This window comes from Burkholderiales bacterium (genome assembly GCA_036262035.1).
Taxonomy (GTDB): Bacteria; Pseudomonadota; Gammaproteobacteria; order Burkholderiales; family SG8-41; genus JAQGMV01.
The window spans coordinates 282,036-307,104 of record DATAJS010000018.1 but is presented as its reverse complement, the minus strand read 5'-3'; the positions used below and the strand labels follow the sequence as shown (position 1 = coordinate 307,104).

23 protein-coding genes and 1 pseudogene are annotated in these 25,069 nt (G+C 67.8%); 14 read left to right on the top strand and 10 right to left on the bottom strand.

What is annotated here, in order from left to right; all coding sequences use genetic code 11:
* Positions 1–40: 40 nt before the first annotated feature.
* The 6 genes from VHP37_21920 to VHP37_21895 form a co-directional block, all read right to left on the bottom strand.
* A complete protein-coding gene (locus tag VHP37_21920) occupies positions 41–1,873 on the bottom strand; it encodes a chemotaxis protein CheA (GenBank protein ID HEX2829022.1) in 1,833 nt (610 codons plus the stop codon).
* A 121-nt stretch (positions 1,874–1,994) separates the two neighbouring features.
* A complete protein-coding gene (gene cheZ, locus VHP37_21915; GenBank protein HEX2829021.1) occupies positions 1,995–2,876 on the bottom strand; it encodes a protein phosphatase CheZ in 882 nt (293 codons plus the stop codon).
* Between the two features lie 2 nt (positions 2,877–2,878).
* Complete coding sequence (cheY, locus tag VHP37_21910; protein ID HEX2829020.1) at positions 2,879–3,280, bottom strand: chemotaxis response regulator CheY; 402 nt, start codon at positions 3,278–3,280, stop codon at positions 2,879–2,881.
* A 5-nt stretch (positions 3,281–3,285) separates the two neighbouring features.
* The gene (locus VHP37_21905; protein ID HEX2829019.1) at positions 3,286–4,254 is read right to left on the bottom strand and encodes a chemotaxis protein; all 969 of its coding nucleotides are present in this window, start codon (positions 4,252–4,254) and stop codon (positions 3,286–3,288) included.
* A gap of 13 nt (positions 4,255–4,267) precedes the next feature.
* Positions 4,268–5,227, bottom strand: a complete 960-nt coding sequence (locus VHP37_21900) for a chemotaxis protein (protein ID HEX2829018.1) — start codon at positions 5,225–5,227, stop codon at positions 4,268–4,270.
* A gap of 69 nt (positions 5,228–5,296) precedes the next feature.
* Positions 5,297–6,928, bottom strand: a complete 1,632-nt coding sequence (locus tag VHP37_21895; protein ID HEX2829017.1) for a methyl-accepting chemotaxis protein — start codon at positions 6,926–6,928, stop codon at positions 5,297–5,299.
* A gap of 670 nt (positions 6,929–7,598) precedes the next feature.
* On the opposite strand from VHP37_21895, the gene flhD reads away from it, so the two are divergent.
* The 13 genes from flhD to VHP37_21830 all read left to right on the top strand — a co-directional run bounded on the left by flhD (position 7,599) and on the right by VHP37_21830 (position 20,510).
* The gene (gene flhD / locus VHP37_21890; protein ID HEX2829016.1) at positions 7,599–7,919 is read left to right on the top strand and encodes a flagellar transcriptional regulator FlhD; all 321 of its coding nucleotides are present in this window, start codon (positions 7,599–7,601) and stop codon (positions 7,917–7,919) included.
* A gap of 38 nt (positions 7,920–7,957) precedes the next feature.
* Positions 7,958–8,593 carry a flagellar transcriptional regulator FlhC gene (gene flhC, locus VHP37_21885; protein HEX2829015.1) on the top strand — a complete coding sequence of 212 codons (636 nt, stop codon included), beginning with the start codon at positions 7,958–7,960 and terminating at the stop codon, positions 8,591–8,593.
* Between the two features lie 306 nt (positions 8,594–8,899).
* The gene (motA, locus tag VHP37_21880; protein ID HEX2829014.1) at positions 8,900–9,766 is read left to right on the top strand and encodes a flagellar motor stator protein MotA; all 867 of its coding nucleotides are present in this window, start codon (positions 8,900–8,902) and stop codon (positions 9,764–9,766) included.
* 2 nt (positions 9,767–9,768) lie between these two features.
* On the top strand, positions 9,769–10,692 hold the full coding sequence (gene motB / locus VHP37_21875) for a flagellar motor protein MotB (protein HEX2829013.1): 924 nt from the start codon (positions 9,769–9,771) through the stop codon (positions 10,690–10,692).
* Positions 10,689–11,438, top strand: coding sequence for a class I SAM-dependent methyltransferase (locus VHP37_21870; protein HEX2829012.1), 750 nt, complete (start codon positions 10,689–10,691; stop codon positions 11,436–11,438). The genes motB and VHP37_21870 overlap by 4 nt, the downstream gene beginning before the upstream one ends.
* Positions 11,435–12,307, top strand: coding sequence for an HDOD domain-containing protein (locus VHP37_21865; protein ID HEX2829011.1), 873 nt, complete (start codon positions 11,435–11,437; stop codon positions 12,305–12,307). The genes VHP37_21870 and VHP37_21865 overlap by 4 nt, the downstream gene beginning before the upstream one ends.
* Positions 12,308–12,570: 263 nt before the next feature.
* On the top strand, positions 12,571–13,707 hold the full coding sequence (flhB, locus tag VHP37_21860; GenBank protein HEX2829010.1) for a flagellar biosynthesis protein FlhB: 1,137 nt from the start codon (positions 12,571–12,573) through the stop codon (positions 13,705–13,707).
* Complete coding sequence (gene flhA, locus VHP37_21855) at positions 13,704–15,776, top strand: flagellar biosynthesis protein FlhA (protein ID HEX2829009.1); 2,073 nt, start codon at positions 13,704–13,706, stop codon at positions 15,774–15,776. Before flhB ends, flhA begins: the two co-directional genes overlap by 4 nt.
* A complete protein-coding gene (flhF, locus tag VHP37_21850; GenBank protein HEX2829008.1) occupies positions 15,773–17,380 on the top strand; it encodes a flagellar biosynthesis protein FlhF in 1,608 nt (535 codons plus the stop codon). Before flhA ends, flhF begins: the two co-directional genes overlap by 4 nt.
* Entirely contained in the window at positions 17,373–18,254 is an 882-nt protein-coding gene (locus tag VHP37_21845) for an AAA family ATPase (protein ID HEX2829007.1), read from the top strand. The genes flhF and VHP37_21845 overlap by 8 nt, the downstream gene beginning before the upstream one ends.
* A gap of 2 nt (positions 18,255–18,256) precedes the next feature.
* The gene (locus VHP37_21840; protein HEX2829006.1) at positions 18,257–18,970 is read left to right on the top strand and encodes an RNA polymerase sigma factor FliA; all 714 of its coding nucleotides are present in this window, start codon (positions 18,257–18,259) and stop codon (positions 18,968–18,970) included.
* A gap of 200 nt (positions 18,971–19,170) precedes the next feature.
* The gene (locus VHP37_21835; protein HEX2829005.1) at positions 19,171–20,076 is read left to right on the top strand and encodes a class I SAM-dependent methyltransferase; all 906 of its coding nucleotides are present in this window, start codon (positions 19,171–19,173) and stop codon (positions 20,074–20,076) included.
* Between the two features lie 35 nt (positions 20,077–20,111).
* Positions 20,112–20,510 (top strand): YbaN family protein, encoded by a 399-nt coding sequence (locus VHP37_21830; GenBank protein HEX2829004.1) that lies wholly within the window; start codon positions 20,112–20,114, stop codon positions 20,508–20,510.
* A 189-nt stretch (positions 20,511–20,699) separates the two neighbouring features.
* Here VHP37_21830 and VHP37_21825 read toward each other — a convergent pair.
* The 3 genes and pseudogenes from VHP37_21825 to VHP37_21815 form a co-directional block, all read right to left on the bottom strand.
* Positions 20,700–21,674: pseudogene (locus VHP37_21825) on the bottom strand (tripartite tricarboxylate transporter substrate binding protein).
* Positions 21,671–21,928, bottom strand: a complete 258-nt coding sequence (locus tag VHP37_21820; GenBank protein ID HEX2829003.1) for an NAD(P)-dependent oxidoreductase — start codon at positions 21,926–21,928, stop codon at positions 21,671–21,673. Before VHP37_21820 ends, VHP37_21825 begins: the two are co-directional and overlap by 4 nt.
* A 125-nt stretch (positions 21,929–22,053) precedes the next feature.
* Complete coding sequence (locus VHP37_21815; protein ID HEX2829002.1) at positions 22,054–22,743, bottom strand: sulfite exporter TauE/SafE family protein; 690 nt, start codon at positions 22,741–22,743, stop codon at positions 22,054–22,056.
* On the opposite strand from VHP37_21815, the gene VHP37_21810 reads away from it, so the two are divergent.
* Complete coding sequence (locus VHP37_21810; GenBank protein ID HEX2829001.1) at positions 22,700–23,833, top strand: LysR family transcriptional regulator; 1,134 nt, start codon at positions 22,700–22,702, stop codon at positions 23,831–23,833. The genes VHP37_21815 and VHP37_21810 overlap by 44 nt on opposite strands.
* On the opposite strand, the gene VHP37_21805 is transcribed toward VHP37_21810, so the two are convergent.
* Positions 23,781–24,980, bottom strand: coding sequence for an MFS transporter (locus VHP37_21805; GenBank protein HEX2829000.1), 1,200 nt, complete (start codon positions 24,978–24,980; stop codon positions 23,781–23,783). The genes VHP37_21810 and VHP37_21805 overlap by 53 nt on opposite strands.
* Between the last annotated feature and the right edge of the window lie 89 nt (positions 24,981–25,069).

The window sequence follows — 25,069 nt, the reverse complement described above, 5'->3', positions numbered from 1 at the left end:
CCGGGGCGTTTACTGGCGGCTTCGCGCGTAGCGCATAGCGCTACGCAGCGAAAGCCTCTGCCGGTTCGACCGGCGCGGCGCGCAGCAGCGGATCGATGTCGAGCACCAGCACCACCGAGCCGTCGCCCGCGAGCGTCGCGCCGGCGACCCCTTCGGGTTTGATGTCGGTGAGCGGCTTGATCACGACGTCCTCGCGGCCGACGTAATCGTCGACGGCGAGCACGAACGCGCTCGTCGAGGTTTGCATGAGGCAGCCGTACTTGGGCTTCACGTTCGACGGCCAGCCGAGGAGCGATCCCAGCGAACGCACCGAGAGCACGTTGTCGCGCACGACGATGGTCGCCGCGCCGCCGACACGCTGGATCGACTGCGATTCGAGCGTGATGATCTCGTGCACCATGCCGAGCGGCACCGCGAACGGCTGCCCCGCATGCCTGACCACGAGCACCGGCAGGATGGCGAGCGTGAGCGGAAGCTGGATGCGGAAGATCGTGCCGACGCCGATCTCGGATTCGATGTCGATGCGGCCGTTGAGCTTTTCGATCGCGGTCTTCACCACGTCCATGCCGACGCCGCGGCCGGAGATGTTCGAAACCGCATCCTTGGTCGAGAAGCCCGGCAGGAAGACCAGGTGCAGGCTCTGGTTGCCGTCGAGGCGGTTCGCCGCGTCGGCGTCGATCAGGCCTTTCTCCATCGCCTTGCGGCGGAGCACCTCGGGGTTCATGCCGCGGCCGTCGTCGCGGATCTCGATCGTGACGTGGTCGCCTTCCTGGCGCGCGGAGAGGCGCACCGTGGACAGCGCGGGCTTGCCCGCGGCGACGCGGTCGGCCGGCATCTCGACGCCGTGATCGACCGCGTTCCTCACCAGATGGATCAACGGATCGCCGAGATCGTCGATCATCGCGCGGTCGAGCTCGGTGTCTTCGCCTTCGAGCTCGAGCTCGACCTGCTTGCCGAGCGAGCGCGAGAGGTCGCGCGCCATGCGCGGATACTTCTGGAAGAGCCGCCCGATCGGCTGCATGCGAGTCTTCATCACCGCGCGCTGCAGGTCGCCGACCACGAGGTCGAGCTGGTTGACCGCTTCGTCGATGTCGCGCAGCGCGTCGGGCGTCGTGCGGCCGGCGAGGAGGTCCTGGCGCAGGCAGGTCAGACGGTTCTTCGCGAGGCCGAGCTCTCCCGACAGGTTGAGCACCTGGTCCAGGCGCGACGTGTCGATGCGGATCGTCGTCTCGCGCTGCGCGACCGCGACGCGGTCGGTGGCGCGGCGGCCGGTCGGCACTTCGTCGGGCGCGGCCGGATCGTCGCTGGCGCGGCGGCCGAACGGCTTGTCGGCGCTGCGCTCGGGTTGAGACGCCGGCACCGAGGTGATCGAGTTGTAGAAGGCGTGCCAGTCGGGGCCCTCCCCGACCGCGGGCGCGGTCACTGCGGCTTGCACCGCTGCTTTCACCGTGGTCGCGGCGGTCGCGGCGGCGGGCGCCGCGGCGGCGGCCGGCACCGTCTCGCCGGAGATCACCGCGCGCAGGCGGGCGAGCAGCGCCGACGACGCCGGCGGCGGCTGACTGCCGCGGCCGAGCTCGTCGAACATCGTGCGCACCACGCCGGTCGCTTCGAGGATCGCGTCCATGATCGAAGCGTTGAGCGTGAGCTCGTTGCGGCGCAGCTTGTCGAACAGGTTCTCGGTGAGATGGCAGAGATCGACCATCGCCGTGAGGTTCAGGAACCCCGCGCCGCCCTTGATCGTGTGAAAGCCGCGGAAGATGTCGTTGAGCAGCCCGCCGTCTCCGGGGCGCTTCTCGAGATCCACCAGCTTGTTGTCGACGTCCGACAGAAGCTCGCTCGCTTCGGTCAGGAAGTCCTGAAGCATCTCATCCATGCGTGATCCTTGTGCTCGTCATTCCCGAACCGCGGCAGCGGGAGCTATCGGGAATCCATTTTCAAAACGTCCAGCGTCAAATGGATTCCCGCCTTCGCGGGAATGACGTTTCGGTTCGTTCTCAGAACCCCAGACTTTCCAGTAATTCGTCCACCTGCGCCTGGTTCGACACCGTCTCCGCCGAGCCGCCGTTGATCTGCGGTCCCTCGAGGATCGAGAGCGCCTCCTCTTTCCTGATCGACTGGGGCGAGTATTCGACGAGGAGCTTGAGGAGCTGGGTCTCGAGGTTGTTCGCGAGCTCGGTCACGCGCTTGAGCACCTGGCCGGTGAGGTCCTGGAACTCCTGCGCCATCATCACTTCGGTGAGCTGCTCGCGGGTCGTCGCGGTCTTCGCGGGCACGCTCTTGAGGTATTCGCGCGTCGCGCCCGCGAGGGCCTTGAAGTCCTCGACGCCGGACTTGCCGCCGAACACCGCGTCCCATTTCGCGCCGAGCGACTCGGCGTCGGCGGCGAGGCTTTCCTGCACCGGCGTCGCGATCTCCACCGCGCTGAGCGAGCGCGTCGCGGCCTGCTCGGTGAGCTGCACGACGTACGCGATGCGCTGGCGGGCGTCGGGGAGCGCCGCCGCGGCGACGTCCTGGATGTGGCGGTCGTAGCCGAGCTCGACGAGCGTGTCGTGGAGCTGGCGCGTGAGCTGGCCCACCGAGTTGATGACCCTGTCCGCCTGCGTGACCGCGTCCGGCGCCTCGGGCGCGAGGGGCTGCGTCATCTCGGACGCGGCTTCCTGCGCGGGCGTCAGCGCGGCGCCGGCGATGCTGTCGAACAGGTCTTCGAGCTCCGCGCTGTCGGCGTTGTCGGCCGGCGCGCCGTCAGCCGGCGCGGCGGGGCGCAAAGGCGTCACGGTCGCGGCGGGCGCGGCTTCTTTTTTCGGCGCGAGGGCGATGCTGTCGAACAAGTCCTCGAGCTCCGGGCTGTCGCCCGTCTGCGTCGCTTCTGCATTCATGGTCAGGCCGCCTTCTTCGCTTCGAGCGCTTTGAAGATCTTGGTGAGCTTCTCGTCGAGCGTCGCCGCGGTGAAAGGCTTGACGATGTAGCCGTTGGCGCCGTTCTGCGCGGCTTCGATGATGTTTTCCTTGCGCGCCTCGGCGGTGATCATCAGGACCGGCAGGTCTTTCAGCGACGGCTCCGCGCGGATGCTCTTCAGCAGCTCGATGCCGGTCATGTTCGGCATGTTCCAGTCGGACACGACGAAGTCGAATCTCTCGGCCTTGAGCTTGGCCAGCGCGACCGAGCCGTCCTCCGCTTCGTCGGCATTGGTGTAGCCCAGCTCCTTCAGGAGGTTGCGCACGATGCGGCGCATGGTGGAGAAATCGTCGACGACCAGGAAACGCATGTTGGAGTCGCTCATTGTGCTTATGCCTCTTGAGTATGAGCCGCGGCTGCGGCGGTGTTGCCGATCAGCGGGCGCAGCGTGTCTGCGAGCACCCGCGGTTCGAATTTCGCGACGTAGGCGTCCACGCCCACGCTCTTGCCCATGGAACGGTTCGCTTCGGACGACAGCGACGAATGCATGACGACCGGGATGTCCCTGAACCGGTGGTCGCTCTTGATGTTGCGCGTGAGCACGTAGCCGTCCATCTCGGGCATCTCGGCATCCGTGAGGATGAGGTGGAGACGCCGCGTCAGGTCTTCGCCTTCGGCCTGCGCGCGGTTCGCCATCGCCTGCAGGCGGTCCCACGCCTCGCGGCCGTTGCTCGCGTGCTGGTGGTTGACCTTGAGCTGGTCGAGCACCTTGACGATCTCCTTGCGGGCGACCGCCGAGTCGTCGACGAAGAACATCGACGCGTCCGACGCCGGGGCGGGCTCGAGCTCGGGCACTTCGGACTCGCCGTAGACCTTCGCCAGCACCTGCTCGACGTCGAGGATGGAGACGAGCTGCCCGTTGGGAAGCTCGGTGATCGCGGTGATGTTGCCGGTGTCGCCGACGATCATCGGATCGGGCGAGCGCACCTTGCTCCACTCGACGCGCACGATGCGGTCGACTCCGCTCATCAGGAAACCCTGAACGTGCCGGCTGAACTCGGTGACCATCATGGTCTGGTTGCTGCACGCCTGTGCGCCCACGCCGATCACCTTGGAGAGCGAGATCACCGGGATGATGCTGCCGCGCAGCGACACCACGCCTTCCACCGCCTGGGGCAGGTTGGGGGCGCGCGTGATCGACGGGGTGCGGGTGATCTCGCGCACCTTGAACACGTTGATGGCGAAGATCTCGTTCGTGCCCAGCGAGAAGAGCAGGAGCTCCATGGTGTTCGAGCCGGCCAGGCGCGTGCGCGCGTCGACCGAATCGAGCATGCTGCGGTTGTCGATACTGTTTTCCACTGAATCTCCGGCGTTACGCGTGCGCGGGCGCCGCGAGCAGCCGCGCGATCGCGGCCGCGAGCTTCGCCGGCTCGAATTTGGACACGTACTCGTCGATGCCGACCGACACGCCGAGCTGCTGGTTCGACTGTCCGGAGAGCGACGAGTGCATGATCACCGGCACGCCCTTGAAGCGCGGATCGGATTTCACGTGCTTGGCGAGCATGTAGCCGTCCATCTCGGGCATCTCGACGTCGGTCAGCACGAGCTGGACGTAATCCCGCACGTCGCGGCCGGCGGCGCGCGCCTGGTCGGCGATGCGCGTGAGCTCGGCCCACGCCTGCGCGCCGTTCTGCGTCACCACGTGCTTAACGCCCATCGCTTCGAGCGTGCGCGCGATCTGGCCGCGCGCGACCGTCGAGTCGTCGGCGAAGAGCACCGTGCGATTCGGCGGCACCGCCGTCGCGTCGATCGTCTCCAGCGCGGTGCTCTGGTCGATGTCGTTGAACTCGGCGAGGAGCTGCTCCACGTCGAGCATCATGACGAGCGTGCCGTTCTCGAGCTCGGTCACCGCGGTGACGAGCCCCGCCGTCTTGCCCGAGAGCATGTGCGGGGGCACGCGCATCCTGGCCCAGTCCACGCGCAGGATCGTGTCGACCTCGTGCACGAGGAAGCCCTGGGTCTGGCCGTTGTACTCGGTGACGATCATGATCTCGGGCTTCTGCCCGCACGACAGTCCCACGTACTTGGCGAGGTCCATCACCGGCACGAGCTTGCCGCGCAGGCTGACCATGCCTTCGACGGCGGGCGGCATATCGGGCGCGCGCGTGATCACCGGCGTGCGCATCACTTCGCGCACCTTGAACACGTTCACGCCGAAGATCTCGCGGCGGCCGTTCGCGGGGTCCTGGCCGAGCGTGAACATCAGGATCTCGAGGCGGTTGGTGCCCGCGAGCTTGGTTCTGCCGTCGACGCTTTTCAGTAATTCGGACATTGGTCGGTTGCTCTATCGCGGTGACGCATCCGGGCTTGCCGCCCGGATGCGTCTACACCTGGTGTTGCGTCACGCCGTCTTGAACTGGGCGACTTCGGCGTGCAGCTTGGACGCGAGGGCCTCGAGCTGCACCGCGGTCGAAGAAGCCTGCGAGATCGCGGCGCTCGTCTCTTCGGTCATCTGCGCGATCTTTTCCACGTTGCGCGCGATGTCGTTCGAGGCGGTGCCCTGCTCGGCGGCGGCGGAGCTGATGTCGTTGATGCGCTCCATCGTCAGGCGCGCGCCTTCGTTGATGCGGGCGAGCGTCGCGGCGACGTCTTCGGCCAGCGACTTGCCCTGCGCGACCTGCTCGTTGTTGGTCTTGAGGTTGTCGACGGCGCGCCCGACTTCGGTCTGGATCGCGTCGATCATCTCGGAGATCTCCGAGGTGGACGCCGAGGTGCGCTCGGCAAGCTTGCGCACTTCGTCCGCCACGACCGCGAAGCCGCGGCCCTGCTCGCCGGCGCGCGCCGCTTCGATGGCGGCGTTGAGGGCGAGGAGGTTGGTCTGCTCTGCGATGTCGCGGATGACCTTGACGATGCCCGAGATCTCGTTGGAGCGCTGCGAGAGCTTCTCGATGAGCTGCATCGAGTGGCCGACCGACTGCGCGGTGCCCAGCATCTGCTCGGCCGCGGCGCGGGCGCTCTTCTCGCCGTGCATGGACAGCTCGGCGGCCTGCTCGGAGACGCTGCGGGTCTCGCGGGTGTTGTCGGCGACCTGATTGATGCTGACGGTCACTTCTTCCACCGCGGCGGCGGTGGAGGCGGCGGACTCGGACTGCACGCGCGAGGTCTCGGTCATCTGGCTCGACGCGGTCGCCATCTGCGTGGCGGCGCTCGAGACTTCGTGCGCGTCGGCCATCACCTGGTTCAGCGACGACTGCAGGCTTTCCATCAGCGCGTTGAAAGCGCGCGCCATCTCGGAGACTTCGTCCTTGCCCATGACTTTCACGCGCTGCGTGAGGTCGTTCGACTGCTGCGCGGTCACCAGCGCTTTGCGCATGCTCTCGACCGGGGTGCGGATCGCGCGGATCGCGAGCCACGAGAAGATGCCGAGGAAGAGGGCGGCGGCGGCGAACACGCCGATCATCGCGTAGGTGAAGATCATCGCGCGCTGCTCGGCGCCGTGGAAGATCTCGGCGGCGCGCTTCTTCTGCGTGTCCTGCAGGCCGAGGAGCTGGTCGCGGACGCGGGCGATCGAATCGCGCGCTTCGGGGTTCATCAGGACCTGGGTCGCGGCTTCCTTGTCGCCGCGGCGCAGCGCCACGACCGTGGGCTGCACGTAGCCGTCGAGCATCTTGTCGAGGTCCTTGCCGATCTTCTGAGCGAGCTCTTTCTCCGCGGCGCTCATCGGCAGGTCGATGAAGGTGTTCCAGCTCTTGAGAATCTCGGTCATCCGCTCGTCGGTGTTCCGGATGCTGCGCGAGCGCTCGTCGGCGTCGTCCACGACGATCGCGTTACCGAGCAGGGCGCGGATGTTGTACATGTCGGTGATGATTCCGGACAGCATGGCGCCCGATTCGCCGTCCTTCTGCACGGTGTTCAGGCCTTCGGCGCCGAGCTTCAGGCCCGACCACGCGAAGGCGGAGATCGCCAGCAGGAACACGAGCGGCAGCACGGCCATCAGCCGCAGGCGCGTGGAAATCTTCAGGTTTTTCAACATTGTGACCAGTCCTCTAATGCATTCGAATAATTGAAGCTACCGCCCGCCCCGAAGGAGGCGTGCAAACTGCGTTACGGCCGGCGCGCGCGATTCCTTGAGACACCGGAACATGAGTCCCTGGGACTTTTTTTACGGTGCGCAGGTTAGCAAGCGGCTTCGTGCAACCAAGCCGCGAAAAGGGCGGCAAACGTCCCGCTAATCCTTCTGGAAATTCGTCGGGGCAGGTTGCGCGGGCCGTGCGCAGCGCGGCGGGAAGCGCGCACCCCTTCAGTCTTACGGCATTGCAGCACCGCGGCTTGAGCGCAGGGTGCCCCCGGGGCCGCGCCGGAGAATCTCAGTCAATCAACGGGTTGCAGCGAGTCCGCGGCGCCGCGCACGCAGCTTGCACCCGGTTTGGGGCAAACGGACCCGTCGGGATGGGTCACCGTGTGGGAAACGTAGGCCCCCGGAAGGCGCGGTTTTTAGGCCTTCCGGGGGAGGGCGGAAGGCCCCGCGGCTTCCGCCCTCGGCCGCAGGTCCTAGAACGGTCTAGGCCGTTTTGTAGGACAAACTCGTACGTAAGGTCGGCCAACTTTCTCACGGTTTTTCCAGCCGCGCTCCAATTCAGGATTTTTTGCGGCGCCTGCACAATGCAATCCATCCCGACCGACCAACGTTCCCCGGAGCGAAGATGAAAAACGAGCAGCTGCTGAACGAAATCCGCGAAGCGAACCTGTCGTATCTGATGCTCGCCCAGAACATGATCCGCGCGGACAAGGACACCGCGATCTTCCGCCTGGGAGTCAGCGAGGAGGTGGCGAACATTCTGGAGAAGCTCTCGCCCGCCCAGATCCTGCGGATGGCGTCGACCAACCAGCTCCTGTTCCGGTTCCGCTTCGACGACAGCATGATCGTCGATATGCTCTCCGACTACGGCAACTCCAAGCTCATGGCCGGCACCCACGCTGCGGTGCTGATGGCGGCGCAGCCGGCCGCCGGCCTGAGCTCCTGAACGCGGCCGAACGGGAGAGGACAACAATGACCGCACGCATGAAGAGTGTCGTATCCGACGCCGAGCAGGTTCAGCTCGCCGCCCAACTCGCCCGCCTGGGCGCCCGCCTCCAGGTGCTGGAGACCGAGACCAACCTGTCGCGCGAGCGCCTGCTGCGCCTCTACAAGGAAGTGCGCGGCGAGTCGCCGCCCAAGGGCATGCTCCCGTTCTCGACCGACTGGTTCATGAGCTGGATGCCGAACATCCATGCGTCGATCTTCATGAACATCCACGCCTACCTCGTCCGGCACACCCAGGCGAAAGGCATCCGGGCGATCATCACCGCTTACAAGCTGTATATCGAGCACGTCGAGCTGAACGGCCTGGAGAAGGTGCTCTCGTTCACCCGCGCCTGGAGCCTGGCGCGCTTCTTCGAGGCGAAGCTCCTCGAGACCACTGCCTGCAAGTGCTGCGGCGGCAAGTTCGTCGTGCACACCATGGACCTCACCAAGGATTACGAATGCGGCCTGTGCAACGTGCCTTCGCGCGCCGGCAAGACCAAGAAGAAGGGCGCCGAAGAGCCGGTCAAGGCGAAACCCGCCGTGTGCGCGCCGGTCCCCGAGAGCCACGGCTTCCTGCTCGGCGCCGCGATGAGCCCCAAGGCTAGGCGCGGCGCGGCCGCCGCCGCCACCTGACGCCTCGACCAGGCTTCTGGCGGGCTCCAGAATGAAGATCCGACGGCCGAGGAAACCTCGGCCGTCAAGAACCGGTAACGCCAGGGAGGGAGCCTTCGGCTCCCTTCGGGCAGTAAACGCCAAGGAGGGAGCCTTCGGCTCCCTTCGGGCAGTAAACGCCAAGGAGGGAAACCAAGGTTTCCCTCCTTGAACCTCCCTTTCCTTTAAACCGCCGGCTCGACTAAACCCTGGCTCCGTGCAGCCGTTAAGGCTGTCACAGCCGGCGCGCGCCATGCGCCGAAGCAACACAGTCGGAGGGTCAGGCCCGTGCTGGTCATCGTTGGTTATCTCGTCGTCCTTGGTTCCGTCTTCGGCGGTTTCGCGCTCGCCGGCGGCCATCTCGGCGCTTTGTTCCAGCCGATCGAGCTGCTCATGATCGGCGGTGCCGCCGCGGGCGCTTTCGTCGTCGGCAACGGCATGAAGGCGATCAAGGCGACGCTCAAGGCGCTGCCCCAGACGCTCAAGGGATCCCAGTACACCAAAGACACGTACATGGACCTGATGGCCCTCCTCTACGACATCCTGGCCAAAGTCCGCAAGGAAGGCCTGATGACGATCGAGAGCGACGTCGAGGAGCCCGAGAAAAGCGCGCTGTTCAGCAAGTACCCCAGGATCCTCGGCGATCACCACGTGCTCGAGTTCATCACCGACTACCTGCGTCTCATGGTCGGCGGCAACCTGAACACGTTCGAGATCGAGAACCTGATGGACAACGAGATCGAGACCCACCATCACGAGGGCGAGATCCCGGTCCACTGCATTTCCAAAGCGGGCGACGGCATGCCGGCGTTCGGCATCGTCGCCGCCGTCATGGGCGTCGTGCACACCATGGGCTCGGTCGGCCTGCCGCCGGCGGAGCTGGGCATGCTCATCGCCCACGCGCTCGTCGGCACCTTCCTCGGCATCCTGCTCGCCTACGGCTTCGTCGCGCCGCTCGCCAGCGTGCTCGAGCAGAAGCTCGCCGAATCCACCAAGATGTTCGAGTGCATCAAAGTGACGCTGCTCGCCAGCCTGAACGGCTACTCCCCCGCGGTCGCGGTCGAATTCGGCCGGAAAGTGCTGTTCTCGACCGAGCGCCCGTCGTTCAGTGAGCTCGAGAACCACGTGAAGCGCAAGGCGCCGGCGGCCAAGTAACCATGTCCGACGACGCTCAACGGCCGATAATCGTCCGCCGCAAGAAGAAAAAAGGCGGCGGGCACCACGGCGGCGCGTGGAAGATCGCGTACGCCGACTTCGTCACGGCCATGATGGCCTTCTTCCTGCTCATGTGGCTGCTCGGCTCGACCGCCAAGGGCGACCTGAACGGCATCTCCGACTATTTCCGTACCCCGCTGAAAGTCGCCCTCCAGGGCGGCAGCGGCGCCGGGGACGCGACGAGCATCATCAAGGGCGGCGGCCAGGACCTCACGCGCTCGGACGGCCAGCGCCGCCGCGGCGACATGACCTCGCCCAACGCCAGCGCGAAGTCCCGGCCGACCACCGAAGCGCTCAAGATGGAGGTCATGAAGTTCCAGGAGCTCAAGCGCCGCATGGAGAACGCGATCGAGCAGAACGCGCAGCTGCGCCAGTACCGCAAGCAGCTCCTGCTCGACATCACGAGCGAAGGCCTGCGCGTGCAGATCGTCGACGACAAGAACCGCCCGATGTTCGCGCTCGGCCGCGCCGAGCTCCAGCCGTACGCGCGCGACATCCTGCTCGAGATCGGCAAGACGCTGAACGCCGTCGACAACAAGGTGAGCGTGGCCGGCCACACCGACGCCAGCCAGTACGCCTCCGGCGAGAAGGGCTACAGCAACTGGGAGCTCTCGGCCGACCGCGCCAACGCGTCGCGCCGGGCGCTCGTCGCCGGCGGCATGGACGAAAAGCGCGTCGTGCGCGTCTACGGCATGTCGTCCGCCGCGCCGCTCGACAAGGACGACCCCAGCAACCCGATGAACCGCCGCATCAGCCTGATCGTGCTCAACAAGGAAACGGCGCAGGCGGTGGAGAAGGTGAGCGGGCCGGCGGACGTGGGCTCGGTCGAAGACATCAAGCCCACGCTCACCAAGAGCCAGGAATGAGCGCGGCGACGGCGTCGCGGCTGCCGGTGGGCCGTATCGCTGCCATCTACCTCGCGGCGCTGCCGGCGGCGGGTTTCGCCGCCGCGGCGGGAGTGCCGTGGGAGCTGGCGGTCGCCGCGATCGCGGCCGGGCTGTCCTGGCTCGTCGGGCTTCCGCCGTGGTGGCTCGCGATCAACGCGCTGTTCGTGCCGGCGCTCTCGTTCGGGCTCTCCCTCGACATCGGCTCGGGCTGGGCGCTCGCGGCGCTCGTCGGCCTGCTCCTCTTCTACGGCCGCATCTGGAAAAGCCGGGTGCCGCTCTTCTTCTCGACGGCGCGCGCGGTGGACGCGCTCGCCCGGCTGCTGCCGGCAGGGCCCGTCCGTTTTCTCGATCTGGGCTGCGGCGACGCCCGGGTCATCGCGCGCCTCGCCGCCTCGCGCGCCGGCAGCCGGTTCGACGGGGTCGAGCAGGCGCTGGTGCCGTGGCTGATGGCGCGGGTCCGCTGCCGCATGGCCCAGGGCGACTGCGCGGTCGTCCGCGGCGACCTGTGGGCGGCGGATCTTTCGCAGTACGACGTCGTCTACGCTTATCTTTCGCCGGCCGTGATGCCCCGGCTGTGGGAAAAAGCACAGCGCGAGATGCGCCCGGGCACTAAGCTCGTGAGCGCGTTTGCAGTGCCGGGAGTGACGGCCGACCGCGAGATCGACGTCGGCGACGCGATGGATACCCGGCTGCACGTCTGGACGATGCGCGCAGGCCCACGATGAGCGAATTACGCACCCCCCAATCCTGGATTTCCCGCTTCGGCCAGTCCGAGCTGCCGGTGCTGGCGCAGACCATCGCCGCGCTGGACGCGGTCCGGCAGGACATCGACAACGTCTCCATGCCGCGGCTGGCCGACGCCGTCATGCACGATCCGTTGATGACCTTCAAGGTGCTGCGTTACATCCAGCAGCGCCGCAGCCGCCGCCAGACCGGCGACGTGACGACGATCTCCCACTCCCTGATGATGCTGGGGATCGAGCCGTTCATGGCGCATTTCGCGGACCAGGAACCGCTCGAATCGAGGCTGGCGGCCAACCCCATGGCCCTCAAAGGCGCCCGCTCGGTGATTAGCCGGGCGCGCCACGCCGCGCTCTACGCGCGCGACTGGGCGGTGCTGCGCCACGACATCGAGATCGACGAGGTGACGACGGCGGCGCTGCTGCACGACTTCGCCGAACTCCTGCTCTGGTGCTTCGCGCCGACGACGGCGGTCGAGATGGAGGACACCCGGCGGCTGTTCCAGAAGCGCAGCGAAGCGGTGCAGCGCGAGACCCTGGGCTTCCCCATGATCGCGCTCCAGCTCGAGCTCGCCCACGCCTGGCAGCTCCCGGATCTCATCTGCCAGCTCATGGACGAGCGCCATGCCCTGACGCCCCGGGCGCTGAACGTGAGCCTGGCGGTCGCCTTGGCGCGCCACAGCGCCCACGGCTGGGACGACGCGGCGCTCCCCGACGATTTCGCCGCGATCGGCCGCCTGATCGGCCTGTCTCCCGACGGGGCCCGGGAGCGGATCCTCAAGATCGCCGCCAAGGCCGCGCCGGCGTGCGAAGCCTACGGCATCCCCCCGGCCATCACCGGCCTGGTGGTCTGAACCCGCCCCCACCCTGACCCTTCCCCCTGAGGGGGAGGGGGCGTTCTTGCCGACCCCTCCGCGGTGACGCGGGTTGAAGGAAGGCAGGTCCGCAAGGAGGAAACCTTGGTTTCCCTCCTTGGCGTACACCGGAAACTTTTCCCGAAAAGAAGTCGCGTCAGCGACTTCAGTTTCTGGAAAAGCGGTCGTTTAGCGGCCGTATTCGGGCCGCTGCTTTAGGGGTCTCGAAACCATAATCGCTGCCATCCAAACGGTAATCCGTCATGGCAGCCGAAGACTCCGAACTAGAACGCACAGAACCCGCATCGCAAAAGCGCCTGGAAGACGCTCGCGCGGAGGGCAATATCGCCCGCTCGCCCGAGCTGTCCGCTTTTGCGGTGACGATCTCCGCGATGGCGGTGATCTGGTTCATGGGCGCGCCGCTGATGGAGGGCATGAAGCGCCTCATGGTGAGCGGCTTGACGCTCGACCGATCGATCGTGCGCGAGCCGGGCGCGATGACCGAGCGCCTCTACGCCTTCGCCTCCGAAGCCCTGATGATCGGCGCGCCGCTCCTCGCGGTGACCGTGCTCGCCGCGCTCCTCGCGCCCATGGCGATCGGCGGCTGGTCGTTCGTTCCCGGCGCCGCCGCCCCCAAATTCAACCGCATCAACCCGATGTCGGGCTTCGGCCGCATGTTCTCGATGCACGGCGTGACCGAGCTCGGCAAGGCGCTGCTCAAGGCCGGCCTCATCGGCGGCGTCGGCGCGATCGTCCTCTGGAATTCGCGCGAGTCGATGATCGAGCTCGCCGGCCAGCCGTTCCACGCCGCCGTCGGCACGATGGGCAGCCTCGTCATGGTGAGCACGTTCACCATCGGCGCGGTGCTCGCGCTCATCGCCGCGGTCGACGTGCCGCTGCAGCTCTGGCGCTACGCCAAGCAGCTGCGCATGACGAAGGAAGAGCTGAAGCAGGAATACAAGGAAGCCGAAGGCGACCCGCACATCAAGTCGGCGATCCGCAAGGCGCAGCGCGAAGCCGCCAAGAAACGCATGATGGCCGACGTGCCGAAGGCGGACGTGATCGTCACCAACCCGACGCACTACGCGGTCGCGCTCAAGTACGACGAGTCGATGCGCGCCCCGACCGTCATCGCCAAGGGCGCCGACCTGCTCGCCGCGCGCATCCGCGGCATCGCCGAGCAGGCGAACGTGCCCATCCTCGAAGCCGCGCCCCTCGCCCGCGCGCTCTTCACGCACACCGACCTCGGCCAGCAGATCCCCGAGCGCCTGTACACGGCGGTCGCGGAAGTGCTCGCCTACGTGTTCCAGCTCAAGACCCACGGCGTGTCGGGCATGAAGCCGCTCGGCGAGGTCGAAGTGCCGGCGGACATGGATCCCAACAATGAGGTGGCCGCATGAGCGCGCTCGTGATGCGTCTCGGCGGCCCCGCCATGATGCGCAGCCTCGCCGGCCCGCTGCTGGTGATCATGATCCTCGCGATGATGATCCTGCCGCTGCCGCCGCTGCTCCTGGATCTGTTCTTCACGTTCAACATCGCGTTCGCGGTCATGGTGCTGCTCACCGCGATGTACACCGTGAAGCCGCTGGAGTTCGCGATCTTCCCGACGGTGCTGCTCGTCACCACGCTGCTGCGCCTGTCGCTCAACGTCGCCTCGACCCGCGTCGTGCTGGTCGACGGCCATACCGGCCCCGGCGCGGCGGGCAAGGTGATCGAGTCGTTCGGCCACTTCGTCATCGGCGACAACTACACCGTCGGTATCGTCGTCTTCGCGATCCTCACCGTCATCAACTTCGTGGTCATCACCAAAGGCGCGGGCCGTATCGCCGAAGTCGGCGCGCGCTTCAGCCTCGACGCGCTGCCCGGCAAGCAGATGGCGATCGACGCCGACTTGAACGCCGGTCTCATCGGCGAGGACGAAGCCAAGCGCCGCCGCTCCGAAGTCGCGCAGGAAGCGGACTTCTTCGGCTCGATGGACGGTGCGAGCAAGTTCGTCCGCGGCGACGCGATCGCCGGCATCCTCATCCTCTTCATCTCGCTGATCGGCGGCATGCTGGTCGGCATGATCCAGCACAGCCTGCCGATCGCGCAGGCGGCGAAGACTTACATCATCCTCGCGATCGGCGACGGCCTCGTCGCGCAGATCCCGGCGCTGATCATCTCGACCGCGGCCGGCCTCGTCGTCTCGCGCGTCGGTTCCGACCAGAACGTCTCGCAGCAGCTCGCGAGCCAGCTCTTCAAGCGTCCCGAAGCGTTCCTGATCACCGCCGGCGTCATCGGCATCATGGGCGTCGTCCCGGGCATGCCGCACTTCTCGTTCCTGCTGCTCGCCGCCGGCCTCGCCGCGATCGCCCACTTCATGAAGAAGAAGGCGAAAGCCGCCGCCGAAGCGCCCCCCGTCGTCATGCCCGACGTCACGCCGAAAGAGAACCCGGACGTGTCGTGGGAAGACGTGACGCCGGTCGACATCCTCGGCCTCGAAGTCGGTTACCGCCTCGTGCCGCTGGTCGACCGCGGCCAGGACGGCGAGCTCTTGAAGCGCATCAAGGCGATCCGCAAGAAGTTCGCGCAGGACATCGGTTTCCTGCCGCCGTCGATCCACATCCGCGACAACCTCGAGCTGCGCCCCGCCGCGTACCGCATCCTGCTGAAAGGCGTGGAGATCGCGCACCACGAAGCGCACGCCGGCATGTTCCTCGCCATCAACCCCGGCCGCGTCGTCTCCGAAGTGCCCGGCATCGCGACCACCGATCCGGCGTTCGGCCTGCCCGCGGTGTGGATCGAGGCCGATCAACGCAACGCCGCGCAGGCGGCGGGTTACACCGTCGTCGACGCGAGCACGGTCATCGCCACGCACCTGTCGCAGATCCTGGGCAACCACGCCGCGGAGCTGCTCGGCCGCCAGGAGCTCCAGCAGCTCCTCGACCATCTCTCGAAAGAGTTTCCGAAGCTCACCGAGGACCTGGTGCCGAAGCTGCTGCCGCTCGCGACGCTGCAGAAAGTGCTGCAGAACCTGCTCGAAGAGAACGTCCACATCCGCGACATGCGCACGATCGTCGACGCGCTGGGCACCGCCGCCGCGCGCACGCAGTCGCCGGAGCAGCTCGCCTCGGACGTGCGCGTCGCCCTCGGCCGCGCCATCGCCCAGAACATGTTCCCGGGCAATTCGGACATGCAGGTGATGGTGCTCGACCCGGCGCTGGAGCGCACGCTGCTCCAGGCCGCGCAGATGGACAACGCGGTGATCGAGCCTTCGCTCGCCGAGCGCCTGGTCGAGGACGCGCGTGAAGCGTCCGAGAAGCAGGAGCAGTTCGGCCTGCCGGCGTGCCTGCTGGTGCCGGCGCAGCTTCGTTTGCTCCTTTCGCGTTTCCTGCGGCGCGCCATACCGCAGCTCAAAGTCATGTCGCACGCGGAGATTCCTGACACGCGTGCCATCAAAGTCGTTTCGATAGTGGGGAATCAAGCATGAAGACCATGAGATTCACGGGCGCGACCTCGCGCGAAGTCCTGCAGAAGGTGAAGCAGGCGCTGGGCGAGGACGCGCTGATCCTGTCGAACCGCGAGGTCAACGGCCGCATCGAGATCGTGGCCGTCACCGGCGACGTGGTCGCGGAAGAGCATCCGGCGCCGGTGCGCCGTGCCGCGCCCGCGCCTCGCCGCGATTTCGCCGCCGCGCTCGAGGACGACGGCTACGTCGACGGACTCTCGCGCGTCGAGCCGCGCGGCCGTGCCGCGCCGTCGCGTGCCCCTGCTTACGAGGACGAGCCGTCCTCGGACCGCGGCGAAGCCGAGATGAGCGCCGCCTTCCTGGATTTCGTCCGCCGCAACGAGCGGTCGCGTGAGCAGCCGGTGCGCGAGCCCGCGCCGCTGTATGAAGCGCCGGTCGCTCCGGCCCGGGTCGCACCGGCGCCCTTTGCTGCAGGCGAGGCGCCTGCGCTACACGCGCCCGCCGTCGCGGTCGCGAGCAGCGTCGCGATTCCCGCGGCGTTCGTATCGTCGGCGATGACGCGCGCCACGGTGAGCCCGGCGATCGTCATTCCCCCGGTCGCCGCGCCTGCGCCGGTCGTCGCGCAGCCCGCCGCCCCGGCGAGCGCGCCTGCCGCGCCCGCGCCTGCGGCCGCGGCGCCCGCCGACAACGCGCTGCTCAACGAGATCAAGACGCTGAAGAGCCTGCTCCAGCAGCGCGACTTCGCCGCTTTCGGCAACGATGCCACGTCCGGCACCTCGGGCCGCCCGCAGGTGATGCACGAGCTGCTCAACGCGGGTTTCTCCCCGTACCTCTCGCGCCGCGTGGCGGACGAGGTGTGCACCTTCACCAACGACCCGACGATCGACGCGGTCGCCGAATGCATCGAGCGCGAGCTGTGGATCGCCGGCGACGACGAGATCGTCAACAACGGCGGCATCTACGCGCTCGTCGGTCCGACCGGCGTCGGCAAGACGACGACCGTCGCCAAGCTCGCGGCGCGCGCCGTGGTGCGCTTCGGCGCGTCGAAAGTCGCGCTGCTCACCACCGACGGCTATCGCGTCGGCGCGCACGACCAGCTGCGCATCTACGGCCGCATCCTCGGCGTGCCGGTGCACTCGGTACGCGACGGCGAAGAGCTCGCCAGCGTGCTCGCGAACCTTTCCGACCGCCACCTGGTGCTGATCGACACCATCGGCATGAGCCAGCGCGACCAGGCGCTCGCCGAGCAGGCGGCGATGCTCTCGGGCAGCGGCGACGTCAAGCGCCTGCTGCTCGTGCACACCACCGCCAACGCGCGCACGCTCGACCAGGTCGTCACCGCCTACAAGAAGACCGGCGTCGAAGGCTGCATCCTCACCAAGATCGACGAGGCCGCGAGCATCGGGCCCGCGCTCGACGTGGTGATCCGCCATCAGCTGCCGGTGCATTACGTGACCGACGGCCAGCGCGTGCCCGAAGACCTCCAGCTTCCTGATGCGATGTCGCTCGTGCGCGAAGCGCTCGCCCCCGCGGCGGATGCCGACGCGTTCGACCTCATGCCCGAGGAGCTGCCGTTCATGATGCCGAAGCTTTCGCAGGACGCGCCCGGAGCCGACCTTGGTTGATTTCAAGACCGACCAGGCCGAAGGCCTGCGCCGCATGCTCAAGTTCGCGCGCGCCCGCACGATCGCGGTCGTCGCCGGCGCGCGCGGCGCCGGTGCGACGACGTGCGTCGTCAACCTCGGCGCCGCGCTGGCGAAGCAGGGCAGGCGCGTGCTGATCGTCGACGAGAACTACACGAACCCGAACGTGGGCCAGATGCTCGGCGTCAAGCCGCGCTACGACCTGGGCCACGTGATCGCGGGCGACTGCGCGCTCGAGGACGCGCTGGTGCAGGGGCCTGCGGGGCTCACGCTGCTTGCGGCGTCGCGCGCGGTGAACGCTCTGCCCAGGCTCGACTCGATGTCGCAGCGGCGCGCGGTGTCGTGCTTCGCCGATCTCGACGACGCGGCGGACATCGTGCTGCTCGACGCGCGCAACGACGCGAAGGACGCGTCGGCGTTCGCGAACGCCGCACAGGAAGTCGTCGTCGTGGTCTCGCCCGGGCCGAGCTCGATCACCGGTGGTTATGCCGCGATCAAGCGCATGAGCCGCGCCGCCGGACGCAAACGTTTTCGCCTGCTGGTCAACCGCGCTGCGGACGCGGAGACCGGTGAGGTCATCAACAAGAACATGGCGCACGCAGCCAGCAAGCATCTCGAGGTGGCGCTCGAATTCATGGGCGCGATTCCGCAGGACGCGGCGATACCCGAAGCGGCTCAGCGCTTCGTGCCCGCCGTGCACGCAACGCCTTATGCCGACGCGTCGCGTCGTTTCGAAGGAAAGGCCGCAGCGATGCTGCGCTGGGCCGCTCCCCAGGACGACGCGAGCCGCCTCGATAACTTCATGCAACGCGCCATTACGGTGAGCCGGCTCGCGATGGCCGGCCCAGGAGTTTGATCATGTACGCCGCAGCAACCGAAAAAGAAGTCGAAACCCGCGTGCGAGAGCTTGCCCCCCTGGTCAAGCGCATCGCTCATCACATGATGGCGGCGCTGCCGCCGTCGGTGGAGATCGACGACGTCATCCAGTCGGGCATGATGGGATTGCTCGACGCCGCGCGCCGCTACCAGACCTCGGAAGGCGCGCAGTTCGAGACCTATGCGGTGCAGCGCATCCGCGGCGCCATGCTCGACGGGCTGCGCCAGTGCGACTGGCTGCCGCGCGGCGTGCGCCGCTCCCTGCGCGAGGTCGAGAAGATGATCTCGCGCCTCGAGCAGCAGAACAAACGCCCGCCGACCGAGGCCGAGCTCGCCAAAGCGATGGACATGAGCCTCGCCGACTACCAGAAGCTCCTTCAGGACGCGCGCGGCTACCAGATCGTCTCGTACGAGGACTTCAGCGCCGACGAGGACGACTCCTTCCTCGATCGCTACGCCGTCGACCACGAAGCCGACCCGCTGCACGTGCTCGAGGACCGGGGCTTGCGCGAAGCGCTCGTCGCCGGCATCGAAGAGCTGCCCGAGCGCGAGAAGCTCGTCATGGGCCTTTACTACGAGCAGGAGCTGAATCTGCGCGAGATCGGGGAAGTGCTGGGTGTCTCCGAATCGCGCGTGTGCCAGATCCACACGCAAGCTATTGCACGGCTTCGTGTCAGACTGCGCGAGAGCACCTAGCGGCGCTCGCGGTGTCTGACACCGCCGTGCGCGCTTGCAGCGAGCGGTGAACGCCAAGGGGGGAGCCTGCGGTTCCCTCGCTGGCGCGAGGCGCCCGGTTACGCCAAGGAGGAAACCTGCGGTTCCCTCCTTGAACCTCCCTCCCTTTTCCACCTGAGGTAAACATTGGATACTCCGTTGCCACAACAACGGAGGAATCGATGGTCACCCGCCGCTCGTTTCTTTCGCTCGTCACTGCCGCCGCCGCGCTGCGCAGCGTGCAGGCACGCGCGCAGGAGCGCTTCTCGCCCTTCGTCGGCAGCAACCTCGAGAACGTGAGACGCATGGTCGAGCTCGGCGCGCCGCGTGCCGGCGAGACGGTGATCGACCTGGGCTCCGGTGACGGCCGCATCGTGTTCGCGGTGCTGGAAGGACGCGCCGGCGTGCGCGGCATCGGAGTCGACATCAACGCCGAGCTCGTGCAGAAGGCGAACGCGGCCGCGAAAGCGAAGGGGCTTGCAGACCGCGCGCGCTTCATCCACCAGAACGCGTTCGACGCGGACCTCGCCAACGTCGACGTCGTCTTCATGTGGCTCTTTCCCGAGCTCATGCGGCTCCTGCGGCCCAAGCTCCTGGCGCAGGCGAAGCCCGGCACGCGCGTGATCACCGCGACGTGGGACCTCGGATCGTGGCCGCCCGACGCGGTCGACGACCAGGGCGGCGCGCCGGCGATCCGCAAGTGGATCGTGCCGGCGCGCATCGAAGGCGCGTGGGAATGGGACCTCACGATCGAGGACCGCACCCATCGCTTCAGCGCGCTCTTCGAGCAGCGCATGCAGCAGGCCGAAGGCGTGACGCGCGTCGGCAATCGCCGCGAGCTCTTCCAGAACGTGCTCCTGCGCGGCGAGGCGCTGCAGTTCAGCGTGCGCATGACGCTGCCCGGCACGGGCTACACCAGCATCGCCTTCGTCGGCCGCGTGCGCGGCGACGAGATCGAAGGCACGGCCGAAGCGGCGCTCCCGGTGCCTGGCGACGACGAAGCGATGAACCACGTCACGGTGCCGTGGCGCGCCCGTCGCGCCGGCGGGCTCGGCTACTTTGCGCCGACCGGGACGAGCCTCATCTGAGCGGCTGTGGTTTCATTCTTGCAACCGGGCGGCACATGACCGAAAGCCCCGGCGACCGGCGCCGCCGCCTCCCTTACATCGTCCTCGCCTATGTCTGCGTCGGCCTCGGCGCGGCGGGCGTGGTCCTGCCGCTGCTGCCGACGACCCCTTTTCTCATCGTCGCGGCGTGGGCCGCCTCGCGCGGCTCGCCGCGCCTCGACGCGTGGCTGCACGGCCATCCGCGCTTCGGCCCTTCGTTGTGCGCCTGGCGCGACGAGCGTGCGGTGCCGACGCGCGCGAAGGTCATCGCGTGCACGCTCATGTTGATGAGCTGGCTGATCATGCTCTTCGTCACGTCGTCGCCCTGGGTGCCTGCGATCACCGGCGTCCTCTTCCTCTGCGTGGGGACGTATGTCTGCACACGGCCGGCGCCGGGAATGCGCCGCACGCCGTAGCACGTCATTCCCGGCCCCGTGACTGCGTTACGCCGGTCATTGCGAGAAGCCGCGCGCGCGGCGACGAAGCAATCCCGAGGCGCTCGGGACGGCTCGTGCGCCACGAGATCGCCACGGCTCGCTGTGCGAGCCTCGCGATGACACAGTACGACTGACGCACCCTACGCGGAACGAGCGACAGCCGCTCGATCAATCGACTTTCGCGCCCGATTCCTTGACCACTTTCGCCCAGCGCTCGATGTCGGTCTTGAGCAGCGCCGAGAACTCCTTCGGCCCGGTCTTCACCGGCAGCCCGCCGCTCGCCGCCATGCGCTCCTTCACGTCGGGAGAATTCAGCACTTTGGTGATCTCGGCGGTGAGCTTGTTGACGATCGCGTCGGGCGTGCCTTTGGCGACGAGGATGCCGAATCACGTCGTCGCCTCGAAGCCCTCGTAGCCCGATTCGGCGACGGTCGGGATGTCGCGCGCGACCAGGACCCGCTGCGCCGACGTCACGGCGAGCGCGCGGATCGTTCCGGCTTTGATGTGCGGCATCGCGGTCTCGAGCGATCCGGAATACAGGTCGATCCTGCCGCCGATGAGATCCGGCAGCGCCTGGGCGGCGCCTTTGTAGGGGACGTGCACGAACTTGATGCCGGCGGTGCGCTGGAACAGCTCTCCGGTGAGATGCGAGACCGTGCCGCTGCCGGGCGAGCCGAAGGTCAGTTGCGACGGTTTCGCCTTGGCAGCCGCCACGAAATCGCCGAGCGACTTGTAAGGCGACTTCGACGACACGACCAGCGCGACCGGCGACGCCGACACGAGCGACACCGGCACGAAGTCGCGCACCGGGTCGTACGGCAGCTTGCTGTACAGCGCCGGGTTGATCGCGAGGTTGCTGGTCTGACCCATCACCATCGTGTAACCGTCCGGCGAGGCCTGCGCGGCGGCCTGCAGGCCGATATTGCCGCCGGCGCCGCCGCGGTTGTCGATGACGACCTGCCAGCCCAGCGTCTCGGTGAGCTTGTTGCCGACGAGCCGCGACAGGATGTCGGTGCCCCCGCCGGGCGGGAACGGGACGATGAAACGGATCGGCTTGGTCGGATAGTTGGCCTGCGCGTAAACGGCGGGCGCCGCCGCAAAGGCTGCGCAGAGCGCGGCCGCAATCTGGAAAGTGCGCTTCATTCGATCTCCTCCGGGGTTTTGTTCAGCACGGCCAGTACGTTGGTAGCGGCGGCCGTGCCCATGTTGCGATAGGCGTCGCTCGTCACGCCGCCGACGTGGGGTGTCATGATGATGCCGGGAACGCCGCGCAACGCAAGCTCCGCAGGCGGCGGTTCGGTCGTAAAAGTATCCAGCCCGGCCGCGAGCAGGTGCCCGCTGGCCAGTGCTTCGCGGGCTTCGGGCGCGAGGTCCGCGCCGGTCACGAGGATCTTCAACGGGCGTCCGCTTCGACGCTGACGTTCGCGGTCTTGAGTGCGCCGGCGAGCCACGCGGGCGTCAGCGCTTCGCGGCGCGCGATGCCGTCGAGGCAACGTGCGGACGGTCAGACGCGCGTAGAACGCTAGAAGAGAGGTCGCGAAGCCAGCTCGAGTCCGAGCAGCAGCAGGAACGCGAGAAAGCACTGCCGGAAGCGTTGGGGCGTGATGCGTGCGCGGACCTTCTGGCCGAACCACATTCCCGCGAGAGCCGGTATCACCGCCAGCGCCGACACGCCCAATTGATCCAGCCTGAATGCGCCGTGCGCCGCCAGGCCGCCGGCCAGCGCGATCGTCGAGACGGTGAACGACAGTCCCAGCGCCTGCACCAGCTCGTCCCTGTCCAGCTGCAGGGCCTGCAGATAGGGCACCGCCGGCATCACGAACACGCCCGTGGCGCCGGTGATCGCGCCGGTGACGAGCCCGACGAGGGGCGAGAGCCACGGCTCGGCGCGCGGCCGTACCGCCAGCGTAGGCGAGATCAGCGCATAGGCCGCATACAGGACCAGCGCGAGACCCAGCGCAAACGCCGACCACTCCGGATCGACGCGCACCAGCAGCGCCGCGCCGCCGAGCGTGCCCAGCACGATGCCCAGCATCATCGCCCACAGACGCCGCGTCACGCGCGCAGTCGCAGGCCCGGCGAGCAGTTGCCAGGCATTCGTCACGAAGGAGGGAATCACCAGTATCGCTGCGGCCGCCGCGGGCGGCATGACGGCGCCCAGCAGTCCCATGGCCACCGTCGGCAGACCCATGCCGGTGACGCCTTTGACCATCCCGGCAGACAGGAAGGTCAGCGTCAGCAGAACGAAAAAGAAGGTTGCGTGCATGCGCGTTATTGAAGCGGCCCGCGGCCCTCGGCACAATGCGGTTTTTACCCTCGAGCCTTCGGGCGATCCGAAGGGCGGTGTCGCCGTGCGCCTCGATCTTGCGGACCTGCGCCTGTTCCTGTGTGTGGTGGAGGCGGGCAGCATCACCCAGGGAGCCGCGCGCGCCAACCTGGCGCTGGCCTCGGCGAGCGAGCGCCTGCGCAACATCGAAGACGATGCGGGCGTGCCGCTGCTCGAGCGCCGTCCGCGCGGCGTGTTCACCACCGAGGCCGGAGAAGCGCTGGCGCACCATGCGCGCCTGATCCTGCGCCAGCAGGCGCTGCTCAAGGGCGAGCTGCGGGATTTCGCCGATGGGGCGCGCGGCACGCTTCATCTCTACGCCAACACCGCCGCGCTGACCGAGTTCCTGCCGTCCAGGCTCGCGGTGTGGCTGCGCGATCGGCCGCGCCTGCGTCTCGAGCTCAAGGAGCGCACCAGCGTGGAGATCGTGCGCACCATCGCGACCGGACTCGCCGAAGCCGGCATCGTCTCCGATGCGGTCGATGCGGCGGGGTTGCAGCTGCAGCCCGTCGCCAGGGATCACCTGGTCCTGATCGTGCCTCCCGGACACCGTCTGGCGCAACGAGACAGCGTCTGCCTGGCGGACGTTCTCCAGGAACCCTTCGTCGGCCTGGCGGCGGGCAATGCGCTGCAGGATCACATCGACGACCATGCGCGCGCTGCGGGACACCCGCTCACGCTGCGCATTCGCATGAAGACGTTCGAAGGCCTGTGCGAAATGGTGGCGAACCGAATCGGCCTGGGCGTCCTGCCGCGGGGGATCGCTCGCCGCTACCGGCGGCGGCATGGCTACGAGATAGCGGCCCTGGCCGACGACTGGGCGCGGCGGCGCCTGTGTCTGTGCTTCCGCGATTGGGCGACGCTGTCGCCGGCGATGCAGAGCTTGCTGGCCCACCTGGGGGCCGTGCCGACGGGCGCTGCGGCTACGCGGCGGCGGGCCGGCGCGCCAGCGGCGCTTCGCGGATCGGCAGGTTGACGAGCGCTGCGGCGGCGGCGAGCGCCATGTCGGCGTACCACATCCACGCGTAGTTGCCGGTGTGCTCTATCGCGAGGCCGCCGAGGTAAGCGCCGAGGAAGCCGCCGATCTGGTGCGAGAACAGGGTGAGGCCGAACAGCGTCGCCAGATAGCGCACGCCGAAGAGCTTGCCGACGATCGCGGCGGTCGGCGGCACGGTGGCGAGCCACGTGAGCCCGAGCCCGATCGCGAATGCGTAGAACGTCCACTCGGTCTTCGGCGCGAGCAGGTACCAGCCGATCAGCAGCGCGCGCGAGCCGTACATCACCGCGAGGATGTGCTTGCTGCGGTAGCGCGCGGTCGACGAGCCCGCGACCAGGCTGCCCGCGATGTTCGACAGGCCGATGAGCGCGAGCGACCAGCTCGCCACGCTCGCCGGCAGGCCGCACAGGTTCACTTCCTGAGGGAGATGCGTGACGAGGAAAGCGATGTGGAAGCCGCAGGTGAAGAAGCCCGCGTGCAGCAGCAGGTAGCTGCGATCGCCCACCGCTTCGCGCAAGGCGGCGCGCAAGCCGCCGTCGTGCGCGGCCGCGGCATGCGGCTCGCCGTGTTTGCCGGCGATCCGGCCGACCAGGGGCAGCGCCAGCAGCGCCGCCACCGCGAGCGCCCACATGGCGCCCATCCAGCCGAAGACCTGTATCAGCTTCTGCGCCAGCGGCGCGAACACGAACTGCCCGAACGAGCCGCCGGCGTTGACCACTCCTGCGGCCTTGCCGCGCTCCGCGGGCGTGAGACGCTGCGCGACCGCGCCGATCAGCACCGAGAAGCTGCCGGCGCCCGCGCCGATCGCGGAGAGCAGACCGAGGGTGAAGACGAGGCCGATGCCGGAGCTCATGAAAGGCGTCAGCGCCGTGCCGAGCGCGAGCACGAGCAAGCCCGCGATCAGCACCTTGCCCGGTCCGTAGCGATCCGCGAAAGCGCCCGCGATCGGCTGTATCGCGCCCCACACGAACTGCGCGACCGCCAGCGCGAAGCTGATCGTCACGAGACCCAGGCCGGTGGACGTGTTGAGCGGCGAGACGAACAGGCCCAGCGACTGACGCAGGCCCATCGTCACCATGAGGATCGCCGCCGCGGCGGCGACCGCGACGACAGCGCTGCGTTTCATCGATCCGCTTTCAATGTGAGAAGCGGCGGACTATCCCACGGCCGCTTCGCACGCGACAAACGGTAATTGCGAATGCCGGCCATGCGCGG

Excerpts from the sequence above, each read along its gene's own strand:
- VHP37_21920 (HEX2829022.1), bottom strand. The coding sequence starts at position 1,873 with ATGGATGAGATGCTTCAGGACTTCCTGACCGAAGCGAGCGAGCTTCTG.
- cheZ (HEX2829021.1), bottom strand. The coding sequence starts at position 2,876 with ATGAATGCAGAAGCGACGCAGACGGGCGACAGCCCGGAGCTCGAGGAC.
- cheY (HEX2829020.1), bottom strand. The coding sequence starts at position 3,280 with ATGAGCGACTCCAACATGCGTTTCCTGGTCGTCGACGATTTCTCCACC.
- VHP37_21900 (HEX2829018.1), bottom strand. The coding sequence starts at position 5,227 with ATGTCCGAATTACTGAAAAGCGTCGACGGCAGAACCAAGCTCGCGGGC.
- VHP37_21895 (HEX2829017.1), bottom strand. The coding sequence starts at position 6,928 with ATGTTGAAAAACCTGAAGATTTCCACGCGCCTGCGGCTGATGGCCGTG.
- flhD (HEX2829016.1), top strand. The coding sequence starts at position 7,599 with ATGAAAAACGAGCAGCTGCTGAACGAAATCCGCGAAGCGAACCTGTCG.
- flhC (HEX2829015.1), top strand. The coding sequence starts at position 7,958 with ATGAAGAGTGTCGTATCCGACGCCGAGCAGGTTCAGCTCGCCGCCCAA.
- motB (HEX2829013.1), top strand. The coding sequence starts at position 9,769 with ATGTCCGACGACGCTCAACGGCCGATAATCGTCCGCCGCAAGAAGAAA.
- VHP37_21870 (HEX2829012.1), top strand. The coding sequence starts at position 10,689 with ATGAGCGCGGCGACGGCGTCGCGGCTGCCGGTGGGCCGTATCGCTGCC.
- VHP37_21865 (HEX2829011.1), top strand. The coding sequence starts at position 11,435 with ATGAGCGAATTACGCACCCCCCAATCCTGGATTTCCCGCTTCGGCCAG.
- flhB (HEX2829010.1), top strand. The coding sequence starts at position 12,571 with ATGGCAGCCGAAGACTCCGAACTAGAACGCACAGAACCCGCATCGCAA.
- flhA (HEX2829009.1), top strand. The coding sequence starts at position 13,704 with ATGAGCGCGCTCGTGATGCGTCTCGGCGGCCCCGCCATGATGCGCAGC.
- flhF (HEX2829008.1), top strand. The coding sequence starts at position 15,773 with ATGAAGACCATGAGATTCACGGGCGCGACCTCGCGCGAAGTCCTGCAG.
- VHP37_21840 (HEX2829006.1), top strand. The coding sequence starts at position 18,257 with ATGTACGCCGCAGCAACCGAAAAAGAAGTCGAAACCCGCGTGCGAGAG.
- VHP37_21835 (HEX2829005.1), top strand. The coding sequence starts at position 19,171 with ATGGTCACCCGCCGCTCGTTTCTTTCGCTCGTCACTGCCGCCGCCGCG.
- VHP37_21830 (HEX2829004.1), top strand. The coding sequence starts at position 20,112 with ATGACCGAAAGCCCCGGCGACCGGCGCCGCCGCCTCCCTTACATCGTC.
- VHP37_21810 (HEX2829001.1), top strand. The coding sequence starts at position 22,700 with ATGGCCACCGTCGGCAGACCCATGCCGGTGACGCCTTTGACCATCCCG.
- VHP37_21815 (HEX2829002.1), bottom strand. The coding sequence starts at position 22,743 with ATGGTCAAAGGCGTCACCGGCATGGGTCTGCCGACGGTGGCCATGGGA.
- VHP37_21805 (HEX2829000.1), bottom strand. The coding sequence starts at position 24,980 with ATGAAACGCAGCGCTGTCGTCGCGGTCGCCGCCGCGGCGGCGATCCTC.